Consider the following 18,183-nt stretch of genomic DNA (forward strand, 5'->3'; position numbering starts at 1 on the left):
CGCGCCCGCCAGCGGGCAGAGTGGGGTGGTGACTCCACTCCACGCACCCCTGGCCCACTACGCCGAGCGGCTGCACCGCGCCGCCGGTGACACCCACCACGTCGCGTCACCGCTGGGCGCCTGGCTGCTGCTGGCGCTGACCGGCCCGGCCGCCACCGGCGAGGCCCGGGCGGCGCTGGCCGAGGCGCTCGGCGTCGACCCGGACGACGCCGCCGCGGCGGCCCGGGCGTTGCTCGCCACGCCGCACCCGATGGTCGCCGCGGCCACCGCGCTGTGGGAGCGGACCCCGTTCGAGGAGCTGGCCGAGTGGCGAGCCGGCCTGCCCGAGCAGACCGAGCGGGGGTCGCTGCCCGACCAGGCGACGCTCGACGCGTGGGCCCGGGAGCGCACCGGCGGCCTGATCGAGCGGTTCCCGGTCGACGTCGCCCCGGAGACGCTGCTGATCCTGGCCAACGCCCTGGCCACCCGGGTCTCCTGGGCCGATCCGTTCGAGGTGGCGCCGGCCGCGGAGCTGGGCGCGGGGAGCGCCTGGGCCGGCCGGCTGCGGCAGGTGCTCCGCACGCCCCCGGTGGGCCACCGCTGCTGGGTCTCGACCACCGAACGGGCCGGCGACATGGCGGTGCACGTGGCACCGGCGCGGGCGGGTGACGACGGCGCCGGCATGCTGGTGGTCTCGGTGGCCGCCGCGCCGGAGGTGCCGCCGGTGGAGGTGCTGGCCGCCGCGCGCGAACTGGCCGTCGCCGCCGCCACCGTCGGGGACGGGCCGGCGCCGGGACGTCGGTCGCTGTTCGACCTGCCGCTCGGTGAGACACCGCTGTGGACGCTGCGGGAGGAGCCGACCCGGACGTTCGCCCGGGACGGCCGCGAGGAGCGCGCCACCGCCGTGCTGCCGTGCTGGGCGGCACGCAGCCGGCACGAGCTCACGGCGGCGGGGTTCGGCTTCGACGCGGCCGCCCGGGCGCTGGGCGAGTTGCTGGGGCTGACCGAGCCACCGTTCGCCGCGGCGCAGTCGGCGGTGGCGCGGTTCGGCCGCTACGGCTTCGAGGCCGCCGCGGTGACCGCGTTCGGGATGGTGGCCGGGCTGCCGCCGGAGGGCGTCGCCCGCGTCGCCGACCTGCGCTTCGCCCACCCGTACGCGGTGGTCGCGGTGGCCACGGACACGGCGGGCGGCCCGTGGCACGCCCTCCCGGTCTACTCCGCCTGGGTCAGGGACCCGGAGGACGTGCCGGCCGACGAGGCCGGCTGACCCGGGCCGGCGTCGAGGATCTGTTCGCGGAGGATGTCCGCGTGCCCACAGTGCTGGGCGAGTTCGCGCAGCACGTGCAGGTAGACCCACCGCAGCGGCAGCGGCCCGAGCCGGTGCCCGCGCAGGACGTCGTCCGGGCCGAGGGACGCCGTGGCCCGCCGTGACGCCGCGCAGGCGTCACGGTGGGCCTGCCGGACGGTGGCGATCGTGTCGCCGTCGTCGAGGACGAAGGAATCCTCCGACCGGTCGGGGATGCCGATCTGGGCGCGGGAGCGGCCCGTGACGGCCTCGTCGAACCAGACCTTCTCCACGAAGGTCGCGTGCTTCACCAGGCCCAGCAGCGTGGTGCGGGAGGTCACCAGCGACCGGCGCGCCTGCTCCTCGGTCAGCCCCTCCAGGCAGCCGTCGAGCGCCGCGCGGTGCTCGTCGAGGAACGCCTCGAACTGGCCGCCGACCGGCAGCGCGACGACCCGGTCGGCGAAGGTGGGCGGAAACGACGGCATGGACGAAGCATTCCAGACCGGACCGGCGGCCGCGGGTCACCCCGCGCTGAGGTCGGTGCGGCGCACGATCCACCCGGCGGCGAGCAGGGCGAACGCGGTCAGGCCCAGATAGCCGCCGGCGACGATCAGGTGGAACTCGGGGATCCGACTGCCCGGCTGGTACTGCAGGTGCTGCTGGAGGTTGTTCTCCATGAAGCAGGCGAGCGTCCGGCCGCTGCCGCTGTCGGGCGGGCAGAGACGTTGCAGCTCGACGCCGGTGAGCTCCCGCCCGGGAGCGTCGAACGCGCTGGACGGCCCGTCGACGCCATAGCCTTCGGGGACGCCGAACCGCGACCCCGTTAGGTCACGGCCGGCGACGGCCGGCGATGCCGTCCAGGACGGTGGTCAGGTTGTGGTGGAAGGTCTCCGCGGCGTCGAGATGAGCGCCGTCGACGACGAGCCGGGCGACGGTGGGATAGCGACCCGTGTCGAGCATGCGGGTCAGGTAGGGCCCGAGCGCGGACTGCCAGGCGGAGACGTCGACGCCGGTCGCCCGCGCGGTGCGCCGCTCGGTGACCTCCCGGCGGAGCGCCCCGACAAGGTACGCGTGAAGGCGCCCAACGCCCGCTGGAGATCGTCGATGTCGCGTACGCCCGGGGCCTGGGCGAGCGCCGCCGCGGTCGCCTCACCTACGGCGAGCGCGTGCGGCCCCAGGTGCGGCCGCGCGCCGAGCAGGTCGGCGAACCACTCGTGGTCGAGGGCGGCCTCGCGGGTCGCCCGGGCGAGGGCGCGCGCCGTGGCGCGCCACCCGTCCTTCGGGGCGGTCCCGGCGATCCGGGCGTACACCCCGTCGACCATCAGATCGAGCAGCTCGGATCGGTTGAGCACGTAGTCGTGCCGCCGAGGGCTGGCCGCCGCGATCACCGCCGAGACGACCCGGCGACTCTTCGCCGCCGGCACGGAGGTGGCCTGGCTGGAGGCCGGCGGCGCGGACTCGTGGCGGGTGTACCAGCGGATCGGCTACCGACCCACAGGCGAACGGCTGTACGTCTCCGCCGACTGATGTCCGACGTGGGTCCCGGGCCCCTCCGGCCCGGGTCCCACCGGTCAACCGGTCGACCGCACCGCCCGACGACCAAACAGTTCGCGCCGGCCCCGGAGCGGGAACCGACGCGAACTGCCTGGTCGAGCGGGTGCGGGGTGAGCGTCAGACCGGAACGGCCTCCCGGGTGTCCGCCTTCTTGGCGGCCAGGCGCTTCTCCCGCTCCTGGGCGCCGATCAGGTCGTCCGGCAGGGAGTCCTCGACCTCCAGGTCGAAGCGGCGCAGCAGCCGGATCGCGAAACCGCCCAGGGTGATCAGGATCAGGACCACCCCGAAGCAGACGTACGCGAAGCCGATGCCGCGGCCCGGACCGGTGCCGATCACCTCGCCCACCGAGCCGGCCAGCGACCCGCCCGGGGCGAGCATCGGCTCGAACACGGCGGTGGCGCCCGGCGCGAGCAGCGCGAACCCGATCGGCAGCGTGGACCAGGCAATGGTCTGGTTCAGGCTGAACACCCGGCCGTGGAAACGCTGCGGCACCTTCACCTGGACGATCGTCGCGTAGATCGACTGCGCGGTGGTCATCGCCATGGCCAGCCAGCAGAAGCCGACGCAGATCATCACGATCGACGCGTCCAGCCCGATCAGCACGCAGCCGATCGCGGTGCCCAGGTTGCCGATCAGCACGCCGATCATCCGCCGCTTGCGCGGGCCGCCCCACAGCGACATCAGCACGCCGCCGAGCACCGCGCCCACCGCCTCGGCCAGCGCCACCTGGGCCACCTGGGTCGGGCTGCCGAACGACAGCACCAGCGGGGTGGTGAGCACCAGCGCCGGCGCCAGGAAGATGTTGCCCAGCGCGAAGTAGCCGAGCATCAGCCGGAAGCCGCGGTGCCGCCAGGAATAGCGCATGCCGTTCGCGATGGCCACCAGCATCCGCTCCCGGGGCCGCCAGCCGAGCAGGTCCGGGAAGCGCACCACGGCCAGGGTCAGGATCGCGACGACGTAGCTGGCCACGTCGACGATCAGGATGCCCTTCAGCTCGATCGCGGCCAGCAGGCCGGCGGCGAACGCCGGCATCAGCAGCGTCGCCACGCCGGTGGATAGCTGGGTGATGCCCATCGCGTGCCCGAGGTAGCGCTTCGGCACCAGCTGTGGCACCGCCGACTGGAACGCGATCCGCTGGAACGACCCGGCCACCGAACTGAACGCCACCAACAGGTAGATGTGCCAGAGCACCAGGTTGTCGGTCCACAGCAGGGCGGCCAGCACCAGCTGGATCGACCCGGCGACCGAACTCGCCAACATCATGATCCGCCGACGGCTGACCCGGTCCACCAGGGCGCCGGCCACCGGCAGCATGAGCACGCCGCAGATCAGCGCCAGCGCCCACAGCAGGCCGAGATCGGCCACCGAGCCGGTGCGGTTGAACAGCCAGATCGGCAACGCGAACGCGGTCAGCGCCGAACCGGTGCTGGAGACGAGCTGCCCGACCGTGACCGCCAGGAACCGGCCCATGCTCGGCTTGACCGTGGTGTCCGGCTTGCGCTCCTCGCCGACCCGCAGCATGTCGTGCACCGCCCAGCCGGCGTCCTCGCCCCGGGCCTCCGGGTCGAGCCCGGTCAGGTCGCCGGCCACCACCGCCGGGTGCGTCCGGGTGACGATCTCCGCCAACTCCTCGGCGCGGTACTTCAGGAAGAAGTGCCCGGCCTGGTCGAGCACGACCAGCCCCAGCGTGTCGCTGAGGAACTGCCACTCGGCGTACCGCTCGCGGTAGTAGTCGGTGACCGGGTCCTCGGAGCCGACCACCGAGACGATCGGGGCGCGCAGCTTCGTGGCCCGCCGGTCGAGCAGGCCGGTGAAGTACTCCTCCGAGGCGCGCGAGTCGGCGCGCATGTTGCTGATGATCCGGTCGGCCTGCTCCGGGTCCAGCTCGTCGGTGTCCACACCCATCGACTTGAGCCAGCTCGCGTAGTGCTTGTTGCTGCGCAGCTGCTCCAGCCGGTTGCGGGCCGCCGCGAAGGGGCCCTTCGGGCGGGCGAACGGGAACATCGCGCCGATGTAGACGGCGGTCAGGTCCCGACCGGCCGCCTCCACCTTGCGGGCCACCTCGGCGACGATCGCGCTGCCCACGCCGCAGTGGCCGTAGAGCGCGATCGGGCCCTCCACCCGCTCCACGATCTCGTCCGCGACCCGGGTGGTCAACTCGTCGAACGGCAGCGCGTCCTCGCTGAGCCCCACGTCGTGACCGGGGATGGCGAGCGACCACAGGCCGTACCCGGCCGGCAGCGCGTCCGCGAGCGGCTGGTAGACGATCGCGCTGCCACCGCCGTACGGGACGCAGACGTAGGTCAGCACCCGCTTGCCGACCGGGATCGGCTTGGTCAGCTCGTAGAGCAGCCGGCGTGGCCCCTCCTGCGCGGCGTCACCGGAGATGAACGCGGCCAGCTCGCGGATGGTGCGCTGCTGGAAGAGGTCCATCACGCCGACCGCCCGGCCGCCCAGCTCCGCCTTGCGGATCTTCGCGACCACCTGGGTGGCGAGCATCGAGTGCCCGCCCAGGTCGAAGAAGTCGTCGTCGATGCCGAGCGTCGCCACGCCGAGCACCTCGGACCAGATCGCCGCGAGCGCCCGCTCGGTGTCGTCGCGCGGCTCGACCAGCGCCACCGACGCCTCGCGGGTGACCACCGGGGCAGGCAGCGCCTTGCGGTCGAGCTTGCCGTTGGGCGTCAGCGGCAACGCGTCGAGCGTGACGAACGCGGCCGGCACCATGTACTCCGGCAGCGTGTCCTTCAGCGCCGCCTTCAGCGCGGCGTGCTCGGCCGGCCCGACCAGGTAGGCGGTGAGCCGCTTGTCGCCGGGGCTGTCCTCGCGCACGATCACCGTGGCCTCGGTGACCTCCGGCTGCTCGCGCAGCGCGCTCTCGATCTCGCCCAGCTCGATCCGCAGGCCGCGCAGCTTCACCTGGTGGTCGATCCGGCCGAGGAACTCGATCACCCCGGCGCCGTCCGGACCGACCACCCAGCGGGCCAGGTCACCGGTGCGGTAGAGGCGCGCCCCCGGCTCGGCCGAGAACGGGTCGGGGACGAACTTCTCGGCGGTCAGCGCCGGCCGGCGGTGGTAGCCGCGGGCCAGCCCGACGCCGCCGATGTGCAGCTCACCGGCCACCCCGACCGGGCACACCGCCCCGGCACCGTCGAGCACGTACAGCCGCAGGTTGGCGATCGGCGCGCCGATCGGCACCGCGTCCACCTCGGCCAGCCGCGCCGGCTCGCACGGCCAGGCGGTGACGTCGATCGCCGCCTCGGTCGGGCCGTAGAGGTTGTGCAGGCCGCACCAGGGCAGCCGGGCGGTGAAGTCGACCGCCGCGGTCAGCGGCAGCTCCTCGCCGGAGCAGATCACCCGGCGCAGCGCGGTGGCCGCCTCCACACCCTCCTCGGCGAGGAAGACGGTGAGCATCGACGGCACGAAGTGGGTGGTGGTGATCCGCTCGGACACCAGCAGGTCCCGCAGGTAACCGGCGTCCTTGTGCCCGCCCGGCTTCGCCAGCACCAGCCGGGCGCCGGTGCGCAGCGGCCAGAAGAACTCCCAGACCGACACGTCGAAGCTGGCCGGCGTCTTCTGCAGCACCGCGTCGTCGGCGCCGAGACCGTACGTCTTCTGCATCCAGTCGAGCCGGTTGACGATGCCCCGGTGGGTGTTCGGCACGCCCTTGGGCCGGCCGGTGGAGCCGGAGGTGTAGATGACGTACGCCAGGTGCTCCGGGCCGGCCAGCGGCGTCGGGTCGGTGGCGGGCCGGTCGGCCCAGACCGCCGCGTCGTCCAGGTCGAGCACGGTGGCCGAGGTGGCCGGCAACACGTCGCGCAGGTGCGACTGGACCAGCACCACCGGCGCGTCCGCGTCGGTGACCATGAAGGCGAGGCGGTCCGCCGGGTACTCCGGGTCCAGCGGCAGGTAGGCGCCGCCGGCCTTGAGCACGCCGAGCAGGCCGGCGACCAGCTCCACCGAGCGCTCCGCGCACACCCCGACCAGCGTCTCCGGGCCGACGCCGGCCGCGCGCAGCCGGTGCGCGATCCGGTTGGCGTCCGCGTTGAGCTGCGCGTACGTGCGGCTGTGCCCGTCGATGGTGACGGCGATCGCGTCCGGGGTGGCGGCGGCGCGCTCCTCGATCGGACCGTGCAGCGTCTGGTCGCGGGGGAAGTCCGCCGCCGTGTCGTTCCAGCCGGCCAACAGCTCCCGCTCGCCCTCGGACAGCAGGGGCAGCCGGGAGACCGGCGTGTCCGGCGCGGCGACGACCGCGTCCAGCAGGGCGGTCCACCGCCGGGCCATCCGCTCGACGGTGGCGCGATCGAACAGGTCGGTGTTGAAGACCAGCTTGCCCCAGAGCCCGTCGACCGTCTCCACCGCGTGCAGCTCGAAGTCGAACCGGGTCGCCTTCAGCTCCATCGGGGTCCACTCGAAGGTGACCTCGTCGCTGCGGGACACGCCGCGGAACCGGCCCATCTCGTAGTTCTGCAGCACGAACATGGTCTGGAAGACCGGGGAGCGGCTGACGTCGCGGGCCAGCCCCAGCTCGTGCACCACCTTGGCGAACGGCACGTCGGCGTGCTCGAAGCCGTCGAGGACGCTGCGGCGGGTACGGGCCAGCAGCTCGGTGAAGGTCGGGTCGCCGGCCAGTTCGGCCCGCAGCGGCAGCATGTTGATGAACATGCCGACGACGTTCTCCAGCTCCGGCGCGGACCGGCCGGCCACCGAAGCGCCGACGGCGAAGTCGTCCTGGCCGGCGTGCCGTGCCAGCAGCACCTGGTACGCCGACAGCAGCGTCATGAACAGCGTGCCGCCGCTGTCGCGCGTCAACGCGTTGAGCGCCTCGGTGGCGGCCGGGTCGAGCTGGAACTCGACGAAGTCGCCCCGGTAGGTCTGGGTGGCCGGGCGGGGCCGGTCCAGCGGCAGCTCCAGCGGGGTGATGCCGGCGAGGCGCTGCTTCCAGTAGTCCACGTGCGCCCGGGCCTGCGGGCCGTCCAGCTCCCGCGCCTCCCAGGCGGCGAAGTCGCCGTACTGGATCGGCAGGGCCGGTGGCTCGCCACCCCGGTAGAGCGTGATCAGGTCGCGCAGCAGCACGTCCACCGACCAGCCGTCGCCGACGATGTGGTGCTGGCCGAGGAAGAGCACATGGTCCTCGACGCTCATCCGGATCAGCAGGGCCCGCAGCAGCGGCCCGCCGGCCAGGTCGAACGGCTCGGCCGCGGCGGCGTCGACCAGGGCCTGCGCGGCGGCCTCGTCGGCCGCCTCCACCACGGTCAGCGGGATGTCGGGCGTCTCGGCGATGACCACTGTCGGCCGGCCGTCGGCGTCCGCCGGGAAGCGGGTGCGCTGCGACTCGTGCCGGGCGCCGAGCGCGGCCAGGGCCGCGCGCAGCGTCTCGACGTCGAGCGGTCCGCGCACCCGTAGCGGCACCGCGATGTGGTACGCGGCCTCGCCGGGGGCGAGCTGGTCCATGAACCAGACCCGCTCCTGGGCGTAGGACAGCGGCACCTCGGCGCCCTCTGGCCGGGGGGTGATCCGGGCCGCCGGGGCGGACTGGCGGGCGCGCAACCGCTTGGCGATCAGCGCCTGCCGGGCCGCCTCGCGGGCCGGATCCTTCAGGTCGGTCATCAGTTGGTTCCCTCTTCCGCCGCGAGCAGCGCGGCGACCTCGGTGTCGGAGAGCCCGTCGAGTTCGGCGGCGATCCGCTGTTCGATCTGGGCGGCCAGGTCCGCCACCACGGGGCTGGCGAACAGCGCCCGCATGGGCAGGTCGACGTCCACCTCGGCCCGGATCCGGGCCATCGCCCGCATGCCGCGCAACGAGTTGCCGCCAAGGGTGAAGAAGTCGTCCAGCGCGCCGACCTTCTCCACCTGGAGGATGTCGGCGTAGACCTCGGCGACCAGCGCCTCGGCCTCGGTGCGCGGGGCGACGTAGCTGTCCTCGGTGGGTTCGGTGGCCGCCGGGGCGGGCAGCGCGGCCCGGTCCAGCTTGCCGTTCGGGGTCAACGGCAACGCGTCCAGCCGCACCAGGGCGGCCGGCACCAGGTGCGACGGGAGTTCCCGGGCCAGCTCGGCCCGGACCGAGTCCTCGTGCGCCGGGCCGACCAGGTAGCCGACGAGCGTCGGTTCCCCACCGCCGTCGGTGCGGACCGCCGCGGCGGCGGCCCGCACGTCCGGGTGGGCCAGCAGCGCCGCCTCGACCTCGCCCAGCTCGATCCGCATGCCGCGCACCTTCACCTGGTCGTCGCGACGGCCCAGGTAGTCGAGCGTGCCGTCGCCACGCCGGCGGGCCAGGTCTCCGGTGGCGTACATCCGCGCGCCGGGCGGGCCGAACGGGCAGGGCAGGAACCGCTCGGCGGTCAGGCCGGGGCGGTCGTGGTAGCCGCGGGCGAGCTGGACGCCGGTGACGTACAGCTCGCCGACCACGCCCGGCGGCACCGGCTGGAGCGCGCCGTCGAGCAGCAGCGCGCGGGTGTTCCAGGTGGGGGTGCCGATCGGCACCGGGCCGGGGGCGACCGGCGCGCCCGGGGCGATCCGGGCCGCCACGCAGCCGACGGTCGCCTCGGTCGGGCCGTACTCGTTGACCACCGCGACCTCGGCGTGCGCGGCCCGCCAGCCGGCGAGCTGCTCCCCGCTCAGCGCCTCGCCGCCGATCACCAGGTCGGTGGTGGGCGACAGCTCGCCGTCGAGCAACGGCAGGTGGCTCGGGGTGACCTTGAGGAAGGACGGCCGTCCGCCGGCGCGCGCGGCCGGCGCGTCGATCGCGGCCAGTCGGACCGTGCCGCCGGCGGTGAGCGTGCCGAGCAGGCCGGTGACGGTGAGGTCGAACGAGACCGGCGAGTGCAGCAGCGCGACGCCGGCCAGCCCCGGATAGGTCGCCCGGGCCCAGGCCAGGTAGGCGGTCACCGCCCGGTGCTCGACCACCACGCCCTTGGGCCGGCCGGTGGAACCGGAGGTGTGCAGCACGTACGCCGGGTGTCCGGGACGCAGCGGCGCGACCCGGTCGGCGTCGGTGAGGTCGTGGCCGGGCTGGTCCGCGCCGACCTCCCCGTCGAGCACCAGCGTGTCGCCGGCGGCCGAAGCCGCGGTGTCGGGCGTGGTCACCACGAGCGCCGGCGTGGCGTCGGACAGCAGGTAGGCGATCCGACCGGCCGGATAGGCGGGGTCCACCGGCACGTACGCGGCGCCGGACTTCAGCACCGCGAGCATCGCCACCACCAGCTCGCAGGAGCGCGGCAGGACCAGCGCCACCCGGGTCTCCGGACCGGCGCCGCGGGCCACCAGCAGTCGGGCCAGCCGGTTCGCCGCGGTGTTCAGCTCGGCGTAGCTGAGCGTCTCCCCGTCGCAGACCAGCGCTGCGGCGTCCGGGGTGGCCGCGGCCTGCCGCTGCACCTCGTCGACAACGGTGGTCACCGGCACGTCGTGGGCGGTGTCGTCGCCGAGCACGACCGCCCGCTCGTCGTCGGTGAGCAGCGGCAGCGCGCCCACCGTGCGCTCCGGCTCGGCCACGGCGGCAGCGAGCAGCCGCACGTAGCGCCGCGCCACGGTCGCCGCGGCAGCCCGGTCGAACAGGGCGGTCCGGTAGACCAGCCGGGACTCGCCGGTGGTGATGTCGAAGGCCAGGTCGTCCTTGGTGGTGCCCAGCTCCACCGGATCGAGCCCGGAGTCCGGGATCCAGTTCAGGGCGGTCTGGAAGACCGGCTGCACGGACGGGTCGCGCTGCGGGTCGACCGCCTCGACGATCTTCTGGAACGGCGTCTGCCCGTGCTCCATGGCGTCGATGAGGCCGTTGCGCACCCGGCCGAGCAGGTCGGCGAAGGTCGGATCGCCGGAGACGTCGCAGCGCAGGGCCACCGGGTTGACGAACATGCCGATCAGCGGGGCCAGCTCGGGGTTGTCGCGGCCCGCGGTGGAGACGCCGACCACCACGTCGGTGTCGCCGGAGATCCGCGACAGCAGCGCCGCGAAGCCGGCCAGCAGCACCATGTACGGGGTGGCCTGCGCGCCGACCGCCAGCGCGCCGATCCGGTCGAGCAGCCCGTCGGGCAGCGTGAAGCGCACCTCGTCGCCGGCGAAGCCGAGCTGGGCCGGGCGGGGCCGGTCCAGCGGCAGGCCGGTGACCGCCGGCGCGCCGGACAGGTGCCCGGTCCAGAACGCGAGCTGCCGCGCCAGTTCGTCGCCGGTGAGCTGCTGGCGCTGCCAGACCGCGAAGTCGGCGTACTGGATCGGCAGCTCGGGCACGGTGGGCTCGGCGCCGGTGCGGGCGGCCTCGCAGACCGCGGCGAGTTCGGCGTGGAACAGCACCGCCGAGTGGCTGTCGAAGACGGCGTGGTGCGCCACGAACGCCAGGGCCCACGCGTCCTCGAGGCGGATCAGCCGGGCGCGCCACAGCGGCCCCGCGTCCAGCGGGATCGGGGTGCGGGCCAGCTCGCCGCGCAGCCGCTCGAACTCGGCCAGCCGTTCACCGGCCGGCAGGTGGCTCAGGTCGACCGTCGGCAGCGGCGTCGCCTCGTGGGCGCGCACCACCTGCACCAGCGCGCCGTCGTCCACCCGCAGGTGGGTACGGAGCGCCTCGTGCCGGGCCACGATCCGGTTGACCACGTCGCTCGCGGTCGCCGCGTCCACGCCGGCCGGGAAGGCCCACGGGACGGAGACGTTGAACACCGGCGAGCCCGCGTCGAGCTGATTGGCCATCCACACCCGTTCCTGGGCGTACGAGGCCGGGAAGGTCCACTCCCGCGTCATGAGATTCCCTCGCGCACCGAGCGGGGACGCATGTCGGTCCAGACCTCGTCCACGTGGGCCAGGCACTCCTCGCGGCTGCCGGCGAAGCCGGCGTCGTGCCAGCCGGCGGGCAGCTCCCGGTCGGCCGACCAGATCGAGTACTGCTCCTCGTCGTTGCGGACGACCAGGAATCGGGGTTCGGCCATGTCAGTTCGCTCCAGCGGTGTCGGGGGTGTACGCCTCGGCCATCGCCACGGCGATCTTGCGGGGACCGGTGAACGGCTCCCGGCCGTGCGCGGCCGTCATGTTGTCGACCACCAGCACGTCGTCGCGCTGGTAGTCGAAACGGACCGTGGCCGCCCGGTAGGCGGCGCGCAGGTGGTCCATGACGTCGGCGGGGATCTCGCCGCCGTCGCCGTAGTAGGTGTTCGACGGCAGCCCGTCGGCGCCGAACATGGCCAGCAGCCCCTCCTGGTAGTCCTTCGGCAGGGTGCTGAGGTGGAAGAACGTGGCGTGGTTGAACCAGCGCGGCGTGTCCGAGCCCGGCCGGTGGTGCACCGCGTCGCGCACCGCGCGGGTCCGCAGGCCGTCCTTGCCGACCCACTCCACGGTGATCCCGTTGGCCGCCGCGTACGACTCGACCTCGGCGCGGCTCTCGGTGTTGAACACCTCCTGCCAGCGGGTGCCGAAGTCGCCGTGGAAGTTGCGCACCAGCATCCAGCGCCGCCGGACGAACTCCTCGCGCACCGTCGGGTCGATCAGCTCGTACACCCGACGCACGTCGGCCAGCGGCGTCGCGCCGAGCGTCTCCGGCGCGGTGACGCAGTAGAAGAACAGCGTCAGCGGCCACCGCGCCTGGTACGAGTTCTCGTTGTGCAGGAAGATCTCCTCGTCCGGCGGGTAGTCGGTCGAGGTGTAGACCCGGCCCTTGATGGAGTGCCGGGGCGAGGAACGCTCGGTGTAGGTCAGCGGCTCGCCGGCCAGGGCGCGCACGGCGGCGTCGAAGCCGTCCACGCCACCGACGTCGAAGCCGCGGAACAGCAGCCCGCCGCTGGTGACCAGGGTGTCCCGCAGCTCGGTGCGCCGGGCCGCGATGAGGTCGGTCAGCGCCCGGCCGTCGTTCTCGACGACCACCGGGAGCGTGGCGGTTGTCTCGCTCATGATGCGGTGTCTCCTTGTTCCGTCGGGGGGTGTCAGCCGCGGGGCAGCCGCGGAATGGCCGGGATCGCCGCCGGGGCGGCCGGTTGGTCGGCGGGCGCCTCGGCACGCAGCTCCTCGATCCGGGCCGCCAGTCCGGCCACGGTGGGGGTCTCGAAGAGGCTGCGCATCGGCAGCCGCACTCCGGTCGCCTTGCGCATCGCCGCGATCAGCTGCACGGCGACCAGCGAGTTGCCGCCGAGGGCGAAGAAGTCGTCGTCGACGCCGACGTCGGTGACGCCGAGCCCGTCCCGCCACACCTGGGCGATGGTCTTCTCCAGCTCGGTGCCCGGGGCCGCCGAACCGCCGCCGGCGGCCGGCGCGCCGGTCGAGGCATCGGTCTCCTCGGCCAGGCTGTCCGTGGTGACCCGGGCGGCCCGGCGCCGGATGTCGGCGACCGTGCGGGTGGCGACGACCACCTGCGCGCCCAGGCCGGCGCCGAGGCTGCGGCGGAACGCCTCCGCACCGTCGACCGGCCGGATGTCCTCGGTGGCCGCGGCCGGCCCGTCGGTCTCCGCGGTGGGCTCCGCGAGGTTGCCGGTGACCGCGTCCTGATCCACCCGGCGCAGCACGAAGTCGCTGATCGCGACCAGCTCCCGACCGTCCGGGTCACGCAGCGACAGGTCGGCGGCGACCACCTCGTCGGTGGCGGCCGGCCGGTGCCGCAGGTGGCTGTGGAACTGCTCCGGCAGCGCCCCGCGCACCACGATCCGCCCGTACGACAGCGGCAGGTAGGTGCCGCTGCCCTGGCCCCGACCGAACGCGGTGGCCACGTCCAGCAGCGCCGGGTGCAGCCCCCAGGCGGGCAGGTCACCCCGCGCCGCCGCCGGCGCCTGCACCCGGGCCAGCTCCTCGCCCTCGGCGAGGTGGTGCTCGGCCAGCGCCGCCCAGCGCGGGCCGAACGTGAGCATGCTGGTGCGCCCGCGCCCGAACGAGGCGTCGTCGTCGACCCGCCGACCGGCCATGGTGGCCGGGGCGGCCGGCGGCGCGGCCTCGGTGGTCCACCCCGCCGCGCCGCGCACGTGCGTGCGCAGCCGACCGGCGGTGAGGCTGGCCACCGTGAAGTCCACCCCGTCCTCGCTCGGGGCCAACTCCACCCGGTACTGGGCGACGGCGCCGTCGGGCACCGAGAACGGCTCCAGGAAGACCACGTCGCGCAGCTCCACCGCGGCGTCCGGCGCCGGCGCGGGCAGCGCGGCGACCACCGCGGCCCGCACCGACTCCAGGTGGGCGGTGCCGGGCACCACCGGCACCCCGCCGATCCGGTGCTCGTCGAGCAGCCAGTGGGTGTCCGCCGCGACAAGGCCGTGCAGCACGGTGCCGTCCGGCCCGGCGACCATGGTGGTCAGCACCGGGTGGGTGACCGGGCTGGTCACGGTGTCCCGCCCAACGGCCCGGAACGCGGCCGGCGCGGCGGTCTCCACCGCCATGCCGACCTCGGCCCAGCCACCCCAGTTCTGCGACACCACCGGCGCCCGGAACCCGACACCGGAGCGGGCCAGCGCGTCCAGCACGTTGTTCGCGGCGCAGTAGTCGACCTGACCGAAGCCGCCGATCACCGCGGTGATCGAGGAGCAGAGCGCCACGAAGTCCAACGGCAGGTCACCGAAGACCTGGGCCAGCGCGAGCGTGCCGGCGAGCTTCGGCGCGAGCACCCGCTCCGCCTCGGCCCGTTCCTTCACCTCGGCCATGCCGCCGCCGGGCAGGCCGGCGGCGTGCACGATGCCGTCCAGCCCGCCGAAGCGGCGCTCCGCCTCGGCGCGCACCCGGTGCAGCTCCGCCGCGTCCGTGACGTCGGCGGCGAGCACCAGCACCTCGGCGCCGGCGGCCTCCATCCGGCGGATCGCCGCGATCGCCCGGCCGGCCCGGTCCGCGCCGCCGTGCACCGCCAGGTGCGCGTCCCAGCCCTCCCGCTCGGGCAGGCCGGAGCGGGCCAGCAGCACCAGCTTGGCGCGGGCCCGACGGGCGAAGTCCTCGGCCAGGGTGACGCCGATGCCGCCGAGTCCCCCGGTGATCAGGTAGCGGCCCTCCTCGCGCAACACGCCAGGTTCGTCCTCGGCGGCCACGGTGACCTGCTCGTAGCCGCCCACCCAGCGCCGGTCCCGGCGCAGCGCCACCTCCGGGTGCTCCGGGTCGACCGGGCTGCGCAGCTCCACCGCCAGGGCGGCCACCCCGCGCGCGGCGGGGTCGGCGTCGAGCAGCCGGACGGTCAGGCCGGGCAGCTCGACCGGGAGCACCCGGGCCAGGCCGGCCAGGGTGGCGTGCTCGGGCCGCACCAGGTCGTCGCCGCGCACGTCGCCGATGCCCGCGGTGACCAGGTCGAGGCGGACGCCCGTCTCGTCGGCGGTCAGGCCGGCGCCGGCGAGCGCCTGCACCAGGTGCAGCGCGCCGAAGAAGCCGCGCTCCTGGGCGGCCCAGGCGGCGGCCACGTCGGTGCCGGCCGGCTCGCCGTCGAGCGCGAACGCGTGCACGATCCGTCGGGGCAGGTCCGCGCCGAACGCGGCGACCAGCGCCTCGGCGTCCTCCCGGGAGCCGGGGCGCAGCCGGAAGCCGGTCGCGGTGGCGGTGAACGCGGCACCGGCGCGTACCTCGACCGGGTCGTCGCCGGCGGCGCGCAACGCGGCGACGAGCGCCTCGCCGCGCGGGCCGTCGGCCAGCACCAGGCAGCGGCCGAGCGGCTCGGCCGTGCGGGCCGGCGCGGCCTGCCGCCACACCGGCACGGCGAACCACTCCGGCAGCGGGCGGGGCCCGGTCTCGGCAGGGGCCACTGCCTCCTCCCGCACCGGGTCCGGGTCGACCCAGTAGCGGCGCCGCTCGAACGGGTAGGTGGGAAGCGGCACCCGCCGCGCCTCCGGGTCGACGGCCAGGTCCACCGGCACACCGGCGCACCACAGCGCACCCGCGGCGCCGAGCAGCGTGGCCAGGTCACCGGTGGACTCCCCCGGGCCGGGCAGGCTGCCCAGCGGGGTCAGCGCGCGCTGCGCCTCGCCGGCCTTGGCGACCTGCATCCGGGCCAGGTTGGCCAACTGCCGGCCGGGCCCGCACTCGACGAGCGCCCAGGTGCCCTCGGCGAGCAGGGTCGCCACGCACGCGCCGAAGCGGACCGGCCGGCGCAGGTGCGCCGCCCAGTACGCCGGGTCGGTGGCCTGCGCGTCGGTGATCCAGGTGCCGGTCACGTTGGACACGAACGGCACCGCCGGCGCGCGCAACGGCACGCTCGCCATCAGCGCGGTGAACTCGTCGAGGATCGGGTCCATCATCGGCGAGTGGAAGGCGTGCGAGGTGCGCAGCAGCTTCGACTTGTTCTTGCTGCCCAGACCCTCCGCGAACGCCTCGACCAGGGCGGTCTCGCCGGCCACCACGCAGGTGCCCGGGCCGTTCACGGTCGCCACCGACAGGCCGTCGGGCAGCGTGTCGGCCACCGCCGACTCGTCCAGCGTGACGGCCAGCATGGCCCCGGCCGGCAGCGCGTGCATGAGCCGGCCCCGGGCGGCGACCACCCGCAGCGCGTCGGGGAGGCTGAGCACCCCGGCGACGGTGGCGGCCACGTACTCGCCGATGGAGTGGCCGATCATCGCGGCCGGGGTGACCCCGGCGTCGCGCCACGCGGCGGCGAGCGCGTACTCGACGGTGAACAGGGCGGGCTGGGTCCAGCGGGTCTCGGTGAGCTTCGCCGCCGCCGCCGGGTCCCGGCCGAGGACCAGGTCGCGGATGTCCAGGCCCAGCTCGGGGTGGAGCAGCTCGGCGCACTCGTCCACGGCGGCGGCGAACGTCGGGTCCTCGGCGTACAGCTCGGCGCCCATGCCGGCGTACTGCGAGCCCTGCCCGCTGAACAGGAAGGCCACCCGGGGCGCCGGCCCGTCGGCCACCCCCCGCAGACGCTTGCGCTTGTCGCGCAGCGCCGCGACGGCGGCCTGCGGGTCGCCGGCGACCACGGCGGCCCGGTGGGCGTAGCGCTGCCGGCCGATCCGCAGCGTGTGCGCGACGTCGGCGAGCAGGTCCGGGCCGCCGGCGGTGGCGCGCTCCAGGTGGCCGGCGAGGTCGCCGACCGCGGCGTCCAGCGCGGTCGGGGTCTTCGCGGACACCTGGAGCAGGTGCGCCGGGCGGACCCGCCGCTCCGACCGGTACGCCGCCGGCGCCTCCTGGAGCACCACGTGCGCGTTGGTGCCGCCGATGCCGAACGAGCTGACCCCGGCCCGGCGCGGCCCGCCGTCGGCGTCCCACTTGGTCAGCGTGTTCGCCACGTAGAACGGGGTGTCGGCGAAGTCGATGGCCGGGTTCGGCGTCTCGTAGTTGATGGTCGGCGGGATCAGCCCGTGTTCCATGGCCAGCACGGTCTTGATCACGCTGACGATGCCGGACGGCTGGCTCAGGTGGCCGATGTTGGACTTCACCGAGCCGATGCCGCACCAGCCCCGGTCGTCGGTGTCGCGGGTGTAGACGGCGGAGAGCGCGGCGATCTCGATCGGGTCACCGAGCGCGGTGCCGGTGCCGTGCGCCTCGACGTAGCTGATGCTGCGCGGGTCGATCCCGGCCAGCCCGACGGCCTGCGCCACGGCCTCGACCTGGCCGTCGATGCTGGGTGCGGTGAAGCCGACCTTGCCGGCGCCGTCGTTGTTGATCGCGTTGCCGAGCACCACCGCGCGGATGGTGTCACCGTCGGCGATCGCGTCGGAGAGGCGCTTGAGCAGGGTGACCCCCACGCCGCTGCCCCAGACCGTGCCGTTCGCGTCGGCGTCGAACGGCCGGCACCGACCGTCCGGCGAGGTGAAGCCGTCCATGCCGAGGTAGCCGGCGTGCGGCAGCTCGATGTTCACGCCGCCCGCGAGCGCCATGTCGCACTCGCCGTTGCGCAGCGCCTCGCAGGCGAGGTGGAACGCCACCAGCGAGGTGGAGCAGGCGGTGTGCACGGTCAGGCTCGGGCCGCGCAGGTCCAGCCGGTAGGACACGTTGGTGGCCACGTAGTTGGGCGAATTGCCGGTGGCGATGGAGACCGCGCCGTGCGGGCTGCCGCCGACCCGCTTGTTGCGCAGCACGTAGCGGTTCAGGTAGGTGGTGCCGCCGGTGCCGGCGTACACCCCGACCGCGCCGTCGTAGCGGCCCGGGTCGTAGCCGGCGTCCTGGAGCGCGGTGTAGCAGCTCTCCAGGAACAGCCGGTGCTGCGGGTCGGTGATCTCGGCCTCGCGGGCGGTCATCCCGAACAGGCCGGCGTCGAACTCGTCGTAGCCGTCGACCAGCGGGGCCCGGTTCACCCAGCTCGGATCGTCGACCTCGTCGGCGCTGACGCCGCGGGCGAGCTGCTCCTCGCGGGTCAGTTCGGTGGTCGACTCCACGCCGTCGACCAGGTTGCGCCAGAACTCGTCGACGTCGGCCGCGCCGGGCAGGCGGGCGGCCAGTCCGACGATGGCGATGGGTTCGATGCCGTCGTCGGCGGCGGGAATGTCGTCAGTCATGGGAGGTCGTCCT

At 74.6% G+C, this 18,183-nt stretch carries 11 protein-coding genes; 2 read left to right on the forward strand and 9 right to left on the reverse strand.

Going from position 1 to position 18,183, the window contains the following annotated elements:
* The first annotated feature begins 28 nt into the window (after positions 1-28).
* On the forward strand, positions 29-1,246 hold the full coding sequence (locus O7618_RS11985; protein WP_278106128.1) for a serpin family protein: 1,218 nt from the start codon (positions 29-31) through the stop codon (positions 1,244-1,246).
* On the opposite strand, the gene O7618_RS11990 is transcribed toward O7618_RS11985, so the two are convergent.
* The 4 genes from O7618_RS11990 to O7618_RS12005 all read right to left on the reverse strand — a co-directional run bounded on the left by O7618_RS11990 (position 1,192) and on the right by O7618_RS12005 (position 2,688).
* A complete protein-coding gene (locus tag O7618_RS11990; protein ID WP_278106129.1) occupies positions 1,192-1,749 on the reverse strand; it encodes a DinB family protein in 558 nt (185 codons plus the stop codon). The genes O7618_RS11985 and O7618_RS11990 overlap by 55 nt on opposite strands.
* 36 nt (positions 1,750-1,785) lie before the next feature.
* Positions 1,786-1,941 (reverse strand): hypothetical protein, encoded by a 156-nt coding sequence (locus O7618_RS11995; RefSeq protein ID WP_278106130.1) that lies wholly within the window; start codon positions 1,939-1,941, stop codon positions 1,786-1,788.
* Between the two features lie 151 nt (positions 1,942-2,092).
* Complete coding sequence (locus O7618_RS12000; protein ID WP_278106131.1) at positions 2,093-2,224, reverse strand: hypothetical protein; 132 nt, start codon at positions 2,222-2,224, stop codon at positions 2,093-2,095.
* Positions 2,225-2,229: 5 nt separating this feature from the next.
* Positions 2,230-2,688: a TetR/AcrR family transcriptional regulator C-terminal domain-containing protein gene (locus O7618_RS12005; RefSeq protein ID WP_278106132.1), complete on the reverse strand. Its 459-nt coding sequence runs from the start codon at positions 2,686-2,688 to the stop codon at positions 2,230-2,232.
* Here O7618_RS12005 and O7618_RS12010 point away from each other — a divergent pair.
* Entirely contained in the window at positions 2,648-2,791 is a 144-nt protein-coding gene (locus O7618_RS12010; RefSeq protein WP_278109982.1) for a hypothetical protein, read from the forward strand. The genes O7618_RS12005 and O7618_RS12010 overlap by 41 nt on opposite strands.
* A gap of 144 nt (positions 2,792-2,935) precedes the next feature.
* Here O7618_RS12010 and O7618_RS12015 read toward each other — a convergent pair whose 3' ends face one another.
* Genes O7618_RS12015 through O7618_RS12035 form a run of 5 tightly spaced genes read right to left on the reverse strand, consistent with a single transcriptional unit; the run spans position 2,936 to position 18,170 of the window.
* Positions 2,936-8,425: a non-ribosomal peptide synthetase/MFS transporter gene (locus O7618_RS12015; protein ID WP_278106133.1), complete on the reverse strand. Its 5,490-nt coding sequence runs from the start codon at positions 8,423-8,425 to the stop codon at positions 2,936-2,938.
* Entirely contained in the window at positions 8,425-11,541 is a 3,117-nt protein-coding gene (locus O7618_RS12020; RefSeq protein WP_278106134.1) for an amino acid adenylation domain-containing protein, read from the reverse strand. The genes O7618_RS12015 and O7618_RS12020 overlap by 1 nt, the downstream gene beginning before the upstream one ends.
* A complete protein-coding gene (locus O7618_RS12025; protein WP_278106135.1) occupies positions 11,538-11,726 on the reverse strand; it encodes an MbtH family NRPS accessory protein in 189 nt (62 codons plus the stop codon). Before O7618_RS12025 ends, O7618_RS12020 begins: the two co-directional genes overlap by 4 nt.
* A 1-nt stretch (position 11,727) precedes the next feature.
* Positions 11,728-12,681 carry a TauD/TfdA family dioxygenase gene (locus O7618_RS12030; protein WP_278106136.1) on the reverse strand — a complete coding sequence of 318 codons (954 nt, stop codon included), beginning with the start codon at positions 12,679-12,681 and terminating at the stop codon, positions 11,728-11,730.
* A 32-nt stretch (positions 12,682-12,713) separates the two neighbouring features.
* Positions 12,714-18,170, reverse strand: coding sequence for a type I polyketide synthase (locus O7618_RS12035; protein ID WP_278106137.1), 5,457 nt, complete (start codon positions 18,168-18,170; stop codon positions 12,714-12,716).
* Positions 18,171-18,183 lie beyond the last annotated feature (13 nt).

The sequence above is a fragment of the Micromonospora sp. WMMD980 genome, from assembly GCF_029626035.1.
Classification (GTDB): domain Bacteria; phylum Actinomycetota; class Actinomycetes; order Mycobacteriales; family Micromonosporaceae; genus Micromonospora.

What these genes read in the sequence shown, in the direction of transcription:
- O7618_RS11990 (WP_278106129.1), bottom strand. Translation starts at nt 1,749, where the DNA reads ATGCCGTCGTTTCCGCCCACCTTCGCCGACCGGGTCGTCGCGCTGCCG.
- O7618_RS11995 (WP_278106130.1), bottom strand. Translation starts at nt 1,941, where the DNA reads ATGGAGAACAACCTCCAGCAGCACCTGCAGTACCAGCCGGGCAGTCGG.
- O7618_RS12000 (WP_278106131.1), bottom strand. Translation starts at nt 2,224, where the DNA reads ATGCTCGACACGGGTCGCTATCCCACCGTCGCCCGGCTCGTCGTCGAC.
- O7618_RS12015 (WP_278106133.1), bottom strand. Translation starts at nt 8,425, where the DNA reads ATGACCGACCTGAAGGATCCGGCCCGCGAGGCGGCCCGGCAGGCGCTG.
- O7618_RS12020 (WP_278106134.1), bottom strand. Translation starts at nt 11,541, where the DNA reads ATGACGCGGGAGTGGACCTTCCCGGCCTCGTACGCCCAGGAACGGGTG.
- O7618_RS12025 (WP_278106135.1), bottom strand. Translation starts at nt 11,726, where the DNA reads ATGGCCGAACCCCGATTCCTGGTCGTCCGCAACGACGAGGAGCAGTAC.
- O7618_RS12030 (WP_278106136.1), bottom strand. Translation starts at nt 12,681, where the DNA reads ATGAGCGAGACAACCGCCACGCTCCCGGTGGTCGTCGAGAACGACGGC.
- O7618_RS12035 (WP_278106137.1), bottom strand. Translation starts at nt 18,170, where the DNA reads ATGACTGACGACATTCCCGCCGCCGACGACGGCATCGAACCCATCGCC.